15 protein-coding genes are annotated in these 15070 nt (G+C 31.3%); 8 read left to right on the top strand and 7 right to left on the bottom strand.

Annotated features, from left to right (window positions below; genetic code table 11):
• Positions 1-241 precede the first annotated feature (241 nt).
• The 5 genes from sufD to ABNT14_RS10795 form a co-directional block, all read right to left on the bottom strand.
• Positions 242-1558, bottom strand: coding sequence for a Fe-S cluster assembly protein SufD (sufD, locus tag ABNT14_RS10815; protein ID WP_101903218.1), 1317 nt, complete (start codon positions 1556-1558; stop codon positions 242-244).
• A gap of 8 nt (positions 1559-1566) precedes the next feature.
• Positions 1567-2319 (bottom strand): Fe-S cluster assembly ATPase SufC, encoded by a 753-nt coding sequence (gene sufC, locus ABNT14_RS10810; RefSeq protein ID WP_101903217.1) that lies wholly within the window; start codon positions 2317-2319, stop codon positions 1567-1569.
• Between the two features lie 25 nt (positions 2320-2344).
• Positions 2345-3793, bottom strand: a complete 1449-nt coding sequence (gene sufB / locus ABNT14_RS10805) for a Fe-S cluster assembly protein SufB (protein WP_101903395.1) — start codon at positions 3791-3793, stop codon at positions 2345-2347.
• A 13-nt stretch (positions 3794-3806) separates the two neighbouring features.
• Positions 3807-4136 carry a HesB/IscA family protein gene (locus tag ABNT14_RS10800; protein WP_101903216.1) on the bottom strand — a complete coding sequence of 110 codons (330 nt, stop codon included), beginning with the start codon at positions 4134-4136 and terminating at the stop codon, positions 3807-3809.
• Between the two features lie 153 nt (positions 4137-4289).
• Entirely contained in the window at positions 4290-5042 is a 753-nt protein-coding gene (locus tag ABNT14_RS10795) for an MbnP family protein (protein WP_101903215.1), read from the bottom strand.
• A 76-nt stretch (positions 5043-5118) separates the two neighbouring features.
• On the opposite strand from ABNT14_RS10795, the gene thiL reads away from it, so the two are divergent.
• The 8 genes from thiL to ABNT14_RS10755 all read left to right on the top strand — a co-directional run bounded on the left by thiL (position 5119) and on the right by ABNT14_RS10755 (position 12811).
• Positions 5119-6177, top strand: a complete 1059-nt coding sequence (gene thiL / locus ABNT14_RS10790) for a thiamine-phosphate kinase (protein ID WP_101903214.1) — start codon at positions 5119-5121, stop codon at positions 6175-6177.
• A gap of 341 nt (positions 6178-6518) precedes the next feature.
• Entirely contained in the window at positions 6519-7007 is a 489-nt protein-coding gene (gene lysM, locus ABNT14_RS10785) for a peptidoglycan-binding protein LysM (protein ID WP_101903213.1), read from the top strand.
• Positions 7008-7130: 123 nt separating this feature from the next.
• On the top strand, positions 7131-8033 hold the full coding sequence (locus tag ABNT14_RS10780) for a DMT family transporter (RefSeq protein ID WP_101903212.1): 903 nt from the start codon (positions 7131-7133) through the stop codon (positions 8031-8033).
• A 31-nt stretch (positions 8034-8064) separates the two neighbouring features.
• Positions 8065-8931, top strand: coding sequence for a YicC/YloC family endoribonuclease (locus ABNT14_RS10775; RefSeq protein ID WP_234985001.1), 867 nt, complete (start codon positions 8065-8067; stop codon positions 8929-8931).
• 1 nt (position 8932) lies between these two features.
• The gene (gmk, locus tag ABNT14_RS10770) at positions 8933-9532 is read left to right on the top strand and encodes a guanylate kinase (protein ID WP_101903210.1); all 600 of its coding nucleotides are present in this window, start codon (positions 8933-8935) and stop codon (positions 9530-9532) included.
• Between the two features lie 45 nt (positions 9533-9577).
• Complete coding sequence (nadD, locus tag ABNT14_RS10765) at positions 9578-10174, top strand: nicotinate (nicotinamide) nucleotide adenylyltransferase (protein ID WP_101903209.1); 597 nt, start codon at positions 9578-9580, stop codon at positions 10172-10174.
• Positions 10175-10438: 264 nt separating this feature from the next.
• Entirely contained in the window at positions 10439-11302 is an 864-nt protein-coding gene (locus ABNT14_RS10760) for a M23 family metallopeptidase (RefSeq protein ID WP_101903208.1), read from the top strand.
• A gap of 15 nt (positions 11303-11317) precedes the next feature.
• Positions 11318-12811 (top strand): GH3 auxin-responsive promoter family protein, encoded by a 1494-nt coding sequence (locus tag ABNT14_RS10755; protein WP_101903207.1) that lies wholly within the window; start codon positions 11318-11320, stop codon positions 12809-12811.
• A 214-nt stretch (positions 12812-13025) separates the two neighbouring features.
• On the opposite strand, the gene ABNT14_RS10750 is transcribed toward ABNT14_RS10755, so the two are convergent.
• Together ABNT14_RS10750 and ABNT14_RS10745 are read right to left on the bottom strand one after the other, a co-directional pair.
• Positions 13026-14588 carry a S41 family peptidase gene (locus ABNT14_RS10750; RefSeq protein ID WP_101903206.1) on the bottom strand — a complete coding sequence of 521 codons (1563 nt, stop codon included), beginning with the start codon at positions 14586-14588 and terminating at the stop codon, positions 13026-13028.
• Positions 14575-15006 (bottom strand): deoxycytidylate deaminase, encoded by a 432-nt coding sequence (locus tag ABNT14_RS10745; RefSeq protein ID WP_101903205.1) that lies wholly within the window; start codon positions 15004-15006, stop codon positions 14575-14577. Before ABNT14_RS10745 ends, ABNT14_RS10750 begins: the two co-directional genes overlap by 14 nt.
• Positions 15007-15070 lie beyond the last annotated feature (64 nt).

The raw sequence follows: 15070 nt of genomic DNA, 5'->3' as shown, positions 1-15070 counted from the left end.
AAAGTTTTATAACAGGAAAACAGAAAATCGAATCCGTCATGCTGAATTTATTTCAGGTTCGCACCCTGATTTGCCTAGTTCTCCTGTTGATGCGATGCTGAAATAAATTCAGCATGACGAGAATTTGATTGTTTATTTAATTTTTAAAGCTAAATTAAATAAATAATCAAAAAAATTATTAAAAAAAAGACCATTCAATTATTTTGAATGGTCTTTTTTATACAATATGTTTAGAGTGAATTTACAAATCAAAACCAATATTAACAGCAAGTTTTTCGGCTATTAATTTATTAATTCGTTTTTTTACCTCTGGTATTTTTACACTTTCTAAAACCGTGTTGGCAAAGGCATACATTAATAATGCTTGAGCTTCTTTTTTAGGAATTCCACGTTGTTGCATGTAAAATAAAGCATCTTCATCTAACTGCCCGATAGTACAACCGTGTGAACATTTTACATCATCAGCAAAAATTTCTAATTGCGGTTTTGCATTAATTGTTGCTTTATCGCTAATTAAAACATTGTTGTTTTGCTGATACGCATTTGTTTTCTGAGCTTCTTTTTCAACAATTACTTTTCCGTTGAAAACTGCCGTAGAACGTCCTCCGTAAATTCCTTTGTAATCTTGATGAGACTCACAATTAGGTTCAATATGATGCACCAACGTATGATGGTCAATATGTTGTTTTCCTTCAGAAATCGTAATTCCTTTTAAAATAGAATCGATATGTTCGCCTTTTTGATAAAAATTCAAATTATTACGAGTAATATTTCCTCCAAAAGAAAAAGTATGCACCGAAACAATACTGCTCGATTTTTGTTCGATATAAACATTATCAACTAATGACGCATTTTCATGGTCATTTTGAATTTTATACATATCAACCGTAGCATCTTTTTTAGCAAAAACCTCGGTAACCGCATTTGTTAAAACAGGGTTTGAAGTTAAACTTTGATGACGCTCAATAATTTGAACATGGGCATTCTGCTCGGCAATAATTAAATTACGAGGCTGTGTCATTACCGCATCTTTTTCTTTATCCGTGGTAAAATAAATAATTTGAATCGGCTTTTGAACTTCTACATTTTTAGGAATATAAATATAGGCTCCCTCGTTTGCAAAGGCGGTATTTAGCGATGTTAAATTATCTTGTTTGGCTATTTTATTGAAATAATCTTCAATAATAGTTGAATATTTTGGTTTTTTTAATGCCGATGACATTAAACAAACATCAATAGTATCGTGCGTGGTTTCTGATAAAAAAGAACTGTATTTTCCGTTGATAAAAACTACTTTATAAGTATCTATATCGTGGATGAAATATTTCTTTACATCGGCTAAATCAATAGCAACTTCCGAGTTTGGAAAAATATTATAATCGTGCTTTAACACCGAATTTAAAGACGTGTATTTCCATGCTTCTAATTTCTTAGTAGGAAATCCTGAATCTTCAAAATTTTGAAATGCTTTGCTTCTAATATCGTGTACATCAGAATTAATATCTTCACCATTTTCAAAGGCAACGTACGATGCGGTTATTTTGTCTTTTAATTCCATATATTTTTTTAAGAATTAACTTCATCTTTAATCCAATCATATCCTTTTGCTTCTAATTCTAAAGCTAAAGAAGCATCACCAGATTTTACAATTTGACCATTGTATAAAACGTGTACAAAATCAGGAACGATATAATCTAATAAACGCTGATAATGTGTAATAACAATTACTGCGTTATCTTTCGATTTTAATTTATTAACTCCGTTAGCAACAATACGTAAAGCATCAATATCTAAACCAGAATCTGTTTCATCTAAAATGGCTAATTTAGGTTCTAACATTGCCATTTGAAAAATCTCGTTTCTTTTCTTTTCTCCACCAGAAAACCCTTGATTTAATGAACGAGATAAGAATTTACGGTCTATTTCTAATAATTCTGATTTCTCACGAATCATTTTAAGCATATCTTTAGCAGGCATTTCTTCTAAGCCTTTAGCTTTACGAGATTCGTTTATAGCTGTTTTAATAAAGTTAGTTACGGTAACTCCAGGAATTTCAACAGGATATTGAAAAGATAAAAACACACCATTGTGTGCTCTTTCTTCAGGAGCTAATTCACTAATATCTTCTCCATTAAGTTCTATTGAACCTTGTGTAACTTCATATTCTTCTTTTCCTGCAATTACAGAAGCCATAGTACTTTTACCTGCACCGTTTGGTCCCATTATAGCATGAACTTCTCCTGCTTTAATTTCTAAATTCAATCCTTTTAAGATTGATTTATCTTCTATGTTAGCGTGTAAATTTTCTATTTTTAACATGGTAATATATCTTTGTTATTGGCTATTAACCAACGCTTCCTTCTAAACTGATTTCTAATAATTTTTGTGCTTCTACAGCAAATTCCATTGGTAATTTATTTAGTACTTCTTTACTAAATCCGTTTACGATTAATGCAATTGCTTTTTCGGTATCAATTCCACGTTGATTACAGTAAAATAATTGGTCTTCTCCAATTTTACTTGTCGTTGCTTCGTGTTCTATTTGCGCCGATTTATTTTTTGTTTCGATATATGGAAAGGTGTGTGCACCACACTGATTACCCATTAATAAAGAATCACATTGCGAGAAGTTACGTGCATTTTCGGCACGAGAGCCAATTTGGACTAATCCTCTATAACTGTTTTGTGATTTTCCTGCGGATATTCCTTTTGATATAATGGTTGACTTGGTGTTTTTACCTAAGTGAATCATTTTAGTACCAGTATCGGCTTGTTGATAATTATTGGTAACGGCAATTGAATAAAATTCTCCAACCGAATTATCTCCTTTTAAAATACAACTTGGGTATTTCCAAGTAACTGCCGAACCAGTTTCTACTTGTGTCCAAGAAACTTTTGCATTGGTTTCACAAATGGCTCTTTTGGTTACAAAATTGTAAACACCACCTTTTCCTTCTGCATTTCCTGGGTACCAGTTCTGAACCGTAGAATATTTAATTTCAGCATCGTCCATGGCAATTAATTCAACCACGGCGGCATGTAATTGATTTTCATCTCGACTAGGAGCGGTACAACCTTCTAAATAAGAAACATAACTTCCTTTGTCGGCAACAACTAACGTTCTTTCAAACTGTCCTGTTCCTCCTTCGTTAATTCTGAAATAGGTTGATAATTCCATTGGGCAACGAACGCCTTTTGGAATATAACAAAATGAACCATCAGAAAAAACTGCGGAATTTAACGCCGAATAAAAATTATCCGTAGTTGGCACAACAGTTCCTAAATATTTTCGGACTAATTCAGGATGCTCTTGAATCGCTTCAGAAATAGGCATAAAAATAATCCCTTTTTTACCTAAAGTTTCTCTAAAAGTTGTTGCAACAGAAACAGAATCTACTACAATATCAACCGCTACGTTTGCTAACTTTTTTTGTTCATCTAAAGAAATTCCTAAACGTTTAAAAGTGTCCAATAATTCAGGGTCAACTTCATCTAAACTGTTTAATTTTGGCTTTTCTTTTGGTGCTGAGTAGTAGGCAATATCTTGAAATTTAGGCTTTTCATACTGAACATTTGCCCATTCAGGTTCTTCCATTTTTTCCCAAACTCGAAAGGCTTCTAAACGCCAATCGGTCATCCATTGTGGTTCGTTTTTCTTTTTTGAAATTGCTCGAACTACATCTTCATTTAACCCTTTTGCAAAGGTTTCACTTTCTATATCAGTATAAAAACCATATTCATATTCTTTGGTTTTTAACTCTTCTCTTAAATCATCTTCGGTGTACTTGCTCATTTGAGTTGTAATATTATAAAGAAAAACTTTCACCACATCCGCAGGTACGGTTGGCATTCGGATTGTTAAAAACAAAGCCTTTTCCGTTTAACCCTCCAGAATACTCTAAGGTAGTTCCTACAAGGTATAAAAAGCTTTTTTTATCAACAACAATTTTTATATTATTTTCTTCGAAAATTTTATCGTTTTCTTGGGTGTTTTTGTCAAAAGTTAAGTCGTATGATAATCCTGAACAACCTCCGCTTTTTACGCCAACACGAACAAAATCGGTGGTAGCATCAAAGCCGTCTTCTGTCATTAATTGAACAACTTTATTCTTTGCTGTTTCTGAAACTTTTATCATATTTTTAGTGGTTTAACTATAAATAAGTTGCAAATATACTTACAAAATATGATTTTTATTAGCTTTTTAATCAATAAACTAGACTGTGTTTATCGAACTACTTAAATATTTTTCACAAAAAATAAATACGATTACTTGTTTATCTTTTAATAATTATTGCGAAACAGTTCCTAAACTAAAAACGCCTTTCTTTCCATTTTCAAACATCATTTTTTGGGTATCATAGCTTTTTGTTAAATAGGTGTTTAGTTCATTTAAATCCCAATCTTTAGGGTTTTTAAACCATTGTGCAACATTCATTTTTAGTTCGATAGTTGCATCATTTTTAATAGGAATTACACCTAAATCAACTAAAAAAGACGTGTTTTCTGTTTTTTTAGTTGCGGTATTAAAAGGGCTAATTGTATGGTAGTTGAAAGGTACGTAAATCTTTTTAGCATTAAAATAAGTACCGTCCATTTTCATAAAATGATAGCCGCCACCTAATTTTTCTGACACATTAAAATTTTCTAAACCTTTTAAATTTTTAGTAGAGTTTTCTTCTTTATTTAAGCCAAAAGTAACAGAAACTGTATAAATTCCTTCCGATATTTTTTCAGGTAAAACAGCTGTTAAACTTTTTGAATCTTTTAAATTTACTAAATAATGAGTTTTAAAAACGGTAGAAATCCCTGCGCCATCGGTAAAAATAACATTTGAAATAATATAATATAAATCATCAATAATAAGTTTTGTACCGAGTTTATTCGTGAATTTTGTACGGCTTAAATCATCGGTATTTATAGGTGTTTTATCCCAATTTTGAGTAAAATTAAGTTTGATAGTAGCGTGTTTAATTAATTCATCATCATCAGTACTGCAAGAAAAAAAAAGGGCACTTATAGTAAATAAGAAAATATATTTCATTCGGATATTATTTAGGTTTTAAAAATCAATAAAAGAGCATCAAAGATAATTAAATACTTGTTGTTATCTTTGCCAGATGTTAGAAGATAAAAATCAAGAGAGAACATCATTAGCCAAACTAGGAGAGTTTGGATTAATAAACCATTTAACTGAGCATTTTAAGCTGTACAATTCATCAACGGTAAAAGGAATTGGCGATGATGCTGCGGTTATTAGCGCATCAGAAAAAGAACGCTTAATAACTACCGATTTATTGGTTGAAGGCGTGCATTTTGATTTAAGTTACATGCCTTTAAAACACTTAGGATATAAAGCTGTAATGGTTAATTTATCAGACGTGTATGCAATGAATGGCGTTGCCGAACAAATTACGGTTTCTATAGCCGTTTCAAACCGTTTCCCGTTAGAAGCTTTAGAAGAATTATACGCAGGAATTCAACTTGCTTGTGATACGTATAAAGTTGATTTAATAGGAGGAGATACAACTTCATCAACCAAAGGAATGCTAATTTCTATTACAGCAATAGGAACAGCAGAAAAAGAAGAAATTGTATATAGAGATGGCGCAAAAGACACTGATTTAATCGTTGTTTCAGGCGATTTAGGTGCGGCATATTTAGGATTACAAGTTTTAGAAAGAGAGAAACAAGTATTTCAAGTAAACCCACAAAATCAGCCCGATTTAGATGCTTATACTTATTTAATTGAACGTCAATTAAAGCCCGAAGCTCGTAAAGATGTTGTTGCCTTATTAAAAGATTTAGAGGTAAAACCAACATCTATGATTGATATTTCTGACGGATTATCATCAGAAATAATGCACATTTGTACCCAAAGTAAAATGGGATGTAAAATTTATGAAGATAAATTACCGCTAGACCCGCAAGTAATTTCAACATCCGAAGAATTTAAAATGGACAGCACCATGATTGCTTTGAGTGGTGGCGAAGATTACGAATTGTTATTTACCGTACCGCTTGCCGATTTTGATAAAATAAAATCGAATCCGAATTTATCAATTATCGGGCATGTTGTTGCGCAAAATCAAGGAATGAATTTAGTAACCCGTGCCAATCAAGAAATTGAATTAAAAGCACAAGGTTGGAATACTTTTAAGCAAGACGATCAAGAATAATTCGATAATAAATACAAGACTTATTATTATATCAAAAAACCATACTTTTTAAAAGTGTGGTTTTTTTTAGTCATTTTATTAAAGGATGATATAAAAATAATTATTTGAAGCAATTTCCCGCTTTCCGCACTCGCTCTTTTTATTTTTAAAAGAAAAAATAAAAAGGAGCTCAAACAAATGCGTCAATCGGGGCTAGGCATTTGTGCTAATATTAATTTTTTTAACTTCAAAAAATAATCGATTTAAAAAATTTTATAAAAAAAAATAAAAATGGCGTAAAAATTGTATATTAGTAATCAGAAAGTAACACTATTAATTAACTAAAAAAAATCTAAAAGAAAATGGGAATTTTTTCATTTATTAAAAACGCTGGAGCTAAAGTATTTGGTGTAGGAAAAACAACAGAAGAGGAAGCTGCTGAAAAATCTATCAAATTAATAGATGCAGTAAACGGATTAGAATTATCTGTTGAAAATTTAGCAATTGCTATAGAAGAAGACAAAGCAATTATTTCTGGTGAAGCTGCCGATTTAGCAACCAAAGAAAAAGTAATTTTAGTAGTAGGAAACACTAACGGAATTGGTTCAGTTGAAGACAACATGAGCGTTGCACCTGTTGAGGTTGTAGCAGAACAAGTTGAAGTTGTAGAAGAAATAATGGCGCAATTTCATACTGTAGGAAGTGGAGATACTTTAGGTAAAATAGCAAAAGAATTTTATGGTGATGCTATGAAGTACACCGTAATTTTTGAAGCAAACAAGCCAATGTTATCGCACCCTGATAAAATTTACCCAGGGCAAGTATTAAGAATACCTGCTTTAGTAGATTAATTATAAACGGAAGGTAATTGAAATACTAAATAAAATTAAAAAAAGCACTGCACTAGCAGTGTTTTTTTGTGGTTAAAATTCAGTAATAAACCGCATCTTTGTATTTTTTTAAAGCATAAAAGAATGAATCAAAGAACCCTTGCATTAATAGCCTCGTCAATAGCTACAGTTATTTATGGAATTACCTTTACAGTAGCTAAAGAAGTAATGCCAATGTATATAAAACCTTTTGCATTTATCATACTTCGAGTAGCAGGAGCTACTACTGTTTTTTGGGCTTTAGGATTTTTTGTAAACGCAAAATCAATAGAAAAATCAGATTATAAAAAAATTCTAATTACGGCTTTTTTTGGTGTTGGGCTAAACATGCTTACTTTTTTTAAAGGACTAAGTTATACCACGCCAATTAGTGCATCGGTAATGATGGTTACTGCACCCATTTTAGTATTAATATTCGCTAGTATTTTATTAAAAGAACGTTTAATTCCTCGTAAAATAATAGGTGTAATTGTAGGAATGGTAGGTGCAATTATTTTAATAGCCTACGGAAGTTCGGCTAATGTAGCAGCTAAAAATATTATGTTGGGTAACTTTTTAGTGTTTGTAAATGCCGCTTCGTACGCAATGTATTTAGTACAGGCTAAAAAATTAATCGCAAAATACCATCCGATTGTTTTTGTAAAATGGCTGTATTTATTTGGGTTATTACTTGTGTTACCTTTCGGATTATCAGAATTAATGGAAGTACAATGGCAAGTAATGCCAACGTCTATTTATTTAAAAGCAGGTTTTGTCGTATTATTTACCACTTGTATCACTTATTTATGTAATTTATTTGCGCTAGCACGCTTAAAACCCACAACAGTAAGTGTTTTTATTTATTTGCAACCTGTAATTGCTTCTATTTATGCGTTAATGGTAGGAAGCGATAGTTTTAATACTGTAAAAATAGTAGCCACATTATTTATCTTTTTAGGTGTTTTTCTAGTAACCAAGCAAGCAGAAGTAGTAGTTAAAAATAAATAACTGTATATTTGCGTCTTATTAAATTGATGATATGATACAATCTATGACGGGTTATGGTAAATCCGTATTGCATTTACCTTCTAAGAAAGTAACTATTGAAATTAAGTCGCTTAACAGTAAAAACTTAGACTTAAACACAAGAATTCCATCTTATTACAGAGAAAAAGAATTAGCCGTTCGTAAAAAATTAGCTAGTAATTTAGTCAGAGGAAAAATTGATTTCTCAATTTATGTAGAAATGACTGCCGAGCAAACATCAACAGTTGTAAATAAAGCAGTGGTTGAAAATTATGTAGCGCAGTTAAAAGAAGTAATGCCTATTGCTGAAAATCAGGATGTTGAACTGCTTAAAATGGCAGTTAGAATGCCTGATGCTTTAAAAACCGAACGTGAAGAATTAGACGAAAACGAATGGGCTCAAATCGATATACATATTGATGAAGCTTTAAAAGAAATTATCGCCTATAGAACCGATGAAGCAAAATCATTAGAAGACGATTTTCAACTAAGAATTTCAAATATTCAATCGGCATTAGAAGAAGTTAAAAAATTAGATACTCAAAGAATTACTAATGTAAAAGAACGTTTGCAAAAAGCATTAACCGATTTAAAGGTTGAGGTTGATGAAAATCGTTTTGAGCAAGAATTAATTTACTATCTAGAAAAATTAGATATCAACGAAGAAAAAGTTCGTTTAGAAAATCACTTATTATATTTCTTAGACCAATTAGCAACCGATGATTCTAATGGAAAAAAATTAGGATTTATCGTTCAAGAAATTGGAAGAGAGGTAAACACAATGGGCTCGAAAGCTAATTTTGCGGTAATGCAAAAAATAGTAATCCAAATGAAAGACGAGTTAGAAAAAATAAAAGAACAAATTTTAAACGTTTTATAAGATGTCAGAAAATTCTAAAAAAGATTTTAAAGGAAAATTATTTGTGTTTTCAGCACCTTCAGGATCAGGAAAAACAACAATTGTTCGCCACTTATTAAAACAAGAAAAACTTAATTTAGCTTTTTCAATTTCAGCAGCATCAAGAGCACCTAGAGGCGAAGAAGTTGATGGGCAAGATTATTATTTTATATCTACCAAAGATTTTAAAAACAAAATTAAAGCAGATGAGTTTTTAGAGTGGGAAGAGGTATATCGCGATAACTTTTACGGAACTTTAAAAACCGAAGTTGAACGAATTTGGGCATTAAAAAAACACGTTATTTTTGATATCGATGTGGTAGGAGGTTTGCGAATTAAAAGCAAATTTCCAAACGAAACATTATCTGTTTTTGTAAAGCCACCAAGTGTTGATGAGCTTAAAATCCGCTTAAAAAAGCGTAGTACAGAAAGCGAAGACAAAATAAATATGCGTATCGCCAAAGCATCTGTTGAATTGGCAACCGCACCACAATTTGATGAAATCATCAAAAATTACGAATTAGACGTAGCTTTAAAAGATGCTGAAAATTTAGTAGCTAATTTTTTAGGAACAGATAAATAAAAGTTAAATAATATAAGCGTAGCAATACGTATTTTTAAGCGGGTTATGAAAAACTTCAAAAAAAATATAGGACTGTATTTTGGAACTTTTAATCCTATTCATATGGGTCATTTAATTATCGCCAATCACATGGTTGAAAATTCTGATTTAGATGAAATATGGATGGTGGTAACGCCACATAACCCATTTAAAAATAAAAATTCGTTGTTAAATAACCACCACCGCCTAGACATGGTGTATTTTGCTACTGAAAATTACGAGAAAATTAAACCTTCCGATATTGAGTTTAATTTACCACAACCCAACTACACCATTACAACCTTAACCCATATTTCTGAAAAACATCCGAGCTATAATTTTAGCTTAATTATGGGCGAAGACAATTTAAAAAGCTTTCATAAATGGAAAAATTATGAAGCAATTTTAGACGATTATAATTTGTATGTATATCCTCGAATATCCGAAGGAATTGTAGAAAATCAATTTATAAAAAATGCTAAAATTCACAGAGTTGAAGCGCCGATAGTACAAATTTCATCGACCATGATTCGCAATGGTATTAAAGACGAAAAAAACATTCAGCCCTTAGTATCGCCAAAAGTTTGGAAATATATTGATGATATGAACTTTTATAAAAAGTAGTTGATTTAATACCTATTTTTTGAAGCAATTTCCCGCTTTCACTACTCGCTCTTTTTTTGAAGAAAAATCAAAAAAAGGAGCTCAAACAAGCCGTTCAATCGGGGCTAGGCATTTCAACAAGCAATTAAAATACTACAAAGCTATTTTAATTTTGCTTAAAAAATTGTTAAAACGTTAAAGATATCTTATATTGTAGGTATGTCTAATTTACTCAAAATAGTTTCGTGAAATTTTCGTTGTATCTTTGAAGCAAACAACAAAAACGTGGCTAAAAACAAAAAACGACAAAAATTAAAACAAAAACTCGTTGCTAAATACCGATTGGTTATTTTAAATGAAGATACATTTCAAGAAAAATTTTCTTTAAAACTATCCCGCTTAAATGTTTTTGTTTTTGGAGGTATTTTTTCAATATTATTAATTGCTTTTACAAGTGTATTAATTGCTTTTACAGGTTTACGAGAATATATTCCAGGGTATTCATCTACTTCTTTAAAAAGAAAAGCGACCCGATTAACATATCAAACCGACTCGTTAAAAACCCAATTAGAAATTATTGAGCGATTTACAAAAGCTTTACAACCTGTTTTAACAGGTGAAATAATTCCCGATAAAATAGACTCAATAAAAACAACTGTTGAGAATATTGTTCTTGATACTCGAAATTTATCGGCTACCAAAGAAGATTCGTTATTTAGAGATAAAATAGAAAAAAAAGACCGTTTTCCTTTATCTGAAGGAGTAGAAGGACGGGCTAAAATTGTTTTCTTTTCGCCTTTAACAGGTAGTGTTTCGCAAGTTTTTAACAGAAATGATAAACACTATGCTATTGATATTGTAGCCAAAAAAGGTACACCAGTAAAAGTAGTTGCCGATGGAACGGTAATTTTAGCAGAATGGACGGCAGAAACAGGGTATGTAATAACAATACAACATGCCGATGAATTTATTTCTGTTTATAAGCATAACGGAACATTACTAAAGCAACAAGGCGATTTAGTAAAATCAGGAGAAGCAATTGCAAGCGTTGGAGCAACTGGCGAATTATCTACAGGTCCGCACTTACATTTTGAATTATGGCACAGCGGATTTCCTGTAAACCCAACCGATTATATCGATTTTCAATAGTTAAAATAGTTAAAGATGAGCATCAAATCAAAATTAGCAATACCTTTTGCAAAGCAAGTACGAAAAAGCGTTTATAGATGGGCAAACAAGCCACATAAAACGCAGGAAAAAATGTTTCAGTATTTGGTTAGTGAAGGTTGTAAAACAGCTTTTGGAAAAGATCATGATTTTATTTCTATTAATAGCTATGCCGATTTTAAAAAACGTGTTCCGGTAACCGATTACGAAGGTTTACGTACCTATGTTGACAGGATGGTTGCTGGCGAACAGAATGTATTATGGAAAGGTAAACCCTTGTATTTTGCAAAAACTTCAGGAACAACTTCAGGCGCAAAATACATCCCGATTACTAAAGAATCAATGCCAACACATATAAAAGCGGCGCGTAATGCCTTGTTATTTTATATTGCCGAAACAAAGGATGCTAGTTTTGTAGATGGAAAAATGATTTTCTTACAAGGAAGCCCTGTTTTAGAAAACATGAACGGCATAAAATTAGGACGTTTAAGCGGTATTGCAGCACATTATGTACCGAATTATTTATTAAAAAATCGCTTGCCAAGTTGGAAAACCAATTGCATTGAAGACTGGGACACCAAAGTTGATAAAATAGTAGAAGAAACCATTAATCAAGACATGTCTGTAATTAGTGGGATTCCATCTTGGGTACAAATGTATTTTGAAAAATTAATCGCGAAAACAGGAAAACCGATTTCAGAAATATTTCCAAACTTTAATTTTTTCGTGTATGGAGGCGTAAATTTTGAACCGTATAAAAATAAATTTGAAGCCTTAATAGGTAAGAAAGTAGATTATATAGAGTTATATCCTGCATCCGAAGGATTTATTGCCTATCAAGATACGCAAACCCAAAAAGGAATGTTGTTGCAATTAAATTCAGGTATTTTTTATGAGTTTATTCCTGCAACTGAATTTTATAATGAAAATCCAACCCGTATTTCGTTAAAAGATGTAAAATTAGGTGTTAATTATGTTATCATTTTAAACACTTCAGCAGGTCTTTGGGGATATAATATTGGTGATACAGTAGAGTTTACATCACTTAAACCATATAGAATAAAAGTTACAGGACGTATCAAACATTTTATATCTGCTTTTGGTGAGCATGTAATTGGTAAGGAAGTTGAAAAAGCTTTAAACGATGCAATAGTTGGAACAAATACAAATATAAGTGAGTTTACAGTTGCGCCACAAGTAAACCCTGAAAGTGGTTTACCATATCATGAATGGTTTATTGAATTTGAAAATGAACCTGAAAATTTAGTAGAATTAGCTTCTAAAATTGATGCTTCTATGCAAAATCAAAATGTATATTATTTCGATTTAATTAAAGGTAAAGTTTTAAAACCATTAGTTATTAGCAAGGTTAAAAAAGGTGGATTTCATGAGTATATGAAATCTATAGGGAAGTTTGGCGGACAAAATAAAATTCCACAATTGTCGGATAACCGAAAAATTGCCGATGTTTTAAAAAACTTTTTAGTGTAAATTATTTGAATGAATTTATAAAATTTTAATACAGCTAAAAACAAGGTGATTATCGCTATAAAAAATGAATAATAAAGGTTTATTTGTTCTCTTATTTTTTTTATCAATAACTGTTTTTTATAGTTGGTGAAAATTATTATTAAAAATAAATTTAAAACATAAAAAACCAGCTATTATAGCTGGTTTTTTATATAGATATATGTTAGAAAGTAATTTATTTACTTTCTAATTTAAAAACTTTTTGAAGCATTTTATCATCAATTTGATTTACTTTGTACAAGCCTTCATCACTGAAAAGCTCTCTAGCAATGATTGTTTTTAGGTTTTTTTTTAATTGTTTTTTAATTTTTGACGAAAGCTTATAGCCCTTAATTTTTAATAAAAAAGCTTTAAAAATTTTGTTATCGGTATCAAAATTTTTAATAAAGTCATTTACATTACTGTTTTGTAATTCTTTGCGATTACGGTCTACATAATTAAATGCAAAATTATTTAAAGGCATAAAAAAGATAGTAGGAATATAAGTGGCTGTATCTACCCCTACAAAATAATCAGGAATAATTCCGCCGCCGCCATACACAATTTTACCTTTTGGAGTGGTAAATTTTAAGCTATCAATAGTTTTAATGCTGTCTTTAGTAAATAATTCACCTGTTGAATATCGACTTTCTATATCGTGTTTATAAGCTTTGTCGCCCTTTTTTTTGTTATACGGTTTTTGAATAGATCGCCCTGTTGGCGTGTAGTAACGAGCAATTGTTAAACGCACGGCAGAACCATCGCCTAAATCCATTTCTTGTTGTACCAATCCTTTACCAAACGAACGACGACCAATAATAATTCCTTTGTCATTATCTTGTAAAGCACCTGCAACAATTTCAGAAGCCGAAGCTGAATTTTCATCAATTAAAACATATAATCCACCTTTCTCAAAACTACCTTTTTCAGTAGCAAACGATTTACGAATGCTTCCTTTGTTATTTTTGGTAAAAACAATCAGCTTGTCATCTTCTAAAAATTCATCAATAATACTATTGGCAATATCAACAAAACCACCACCATTTCCACGAAGGTCAAGCACTAAATCGGTCATGTTATTTTTTATAAGTGTATCTAAAGAAATTTTAAATTCTTTATAAGAACTACGAGCGAACCTGTTTAGTTTTATGTAACCAATGCTGTCATTTAACATATAAGCAATATCAATACTTTTAATATTTACCTTGCCTCTTTTAATATTTAGCGTGAAAAGACTATCGGTTGTTTTTCGGTAAATTTGTAAAGCAACGTTGGTATTTGGTTTCCCTTTTAAGGATTTCATTATTTTTTTTGTCGATAATTTTTTTCCGAATAAGGTATCTTTATTTGCTTGTAAAATTCGATCGCCCGCTTTAATACCTGCTTTAATACTAGGACCCCCTTTTATAGGTGAAACGACCATAATTGTATCGCCAATCATGCGATATTGCACCCCGATTCCCACGAAATTACCTTGCATGTTTTCGGTAACTAATTGTAGGTTTTCCTTTGGGATATACACTGAATGTGGGTCTAATTTACCAAGCATTTGGGTAATAGCGCCGTCTAATAAATCATCGGTATTTACAGTATCTACATAATCTTGTTGTATGTAGTCTATTAGTCGTTTTATTTTTTTTTGAGAAGCAGAATTTGTTCCGATAAAATTACGACTACTTCCTGTGCTGAAAAAAGTTCCGATAAAAATACCTAAAACTACAGCAATTGATAAGTAAAAAGGAAAATTATTCTTGTTCATAAGGTAAATGTAAGAGTTCAATGCCTGCTTTTTTTAAGAAATCAACACCAGAAATGTCTTTATAATCTTCGGCATAAACTACGCGTTTAATACCTGCCTGATGTATTAATTTACTGCATTGTTGGCAAGGAGAAAGTGTAATATATAAGGTAGCGCCTTTGCACGATTGTGTGGAAGCGGCAACTTTTAAAATAGCATTTGCTTCGGCATGTAAAACATACCATTTTGTATAGCCCTCTTCATCTTCACAATAATTTTCAAAACCAGAGGGTGTTCCGTTATAGCCGTCAGAGATAATCATCCGATCTTTAACCATAATAGCGCCTACTTGCTTTCGTTTACAATGCGATAATTTACCCCATTCTTGCGCCATTTTTAAATAGGCTTTGTCGTATTTTAATTGTTTTTTATTCAAAATAATAAATTATGTGATATGCTTTTTTAAGAAGCTAAGATAGTTAGATTTAAAAAAATATTTTCTT

This window comes from Tenacibaculum dicentrarchi (genome assembly GCF_964036635.1).
Taxonomy (GTDB): Bacteria; Bacteroidota; Bacteroidia; order Flavobacteriales; family Flavobacteriaceae; genus Polaribacter; species Polaribacter dicentrarchi.
The sequence above is the reverse complement of the archived record's forward strand: the minus strand, read 5'-3'. Positions and strand labels throughout refer to the sequence as shown.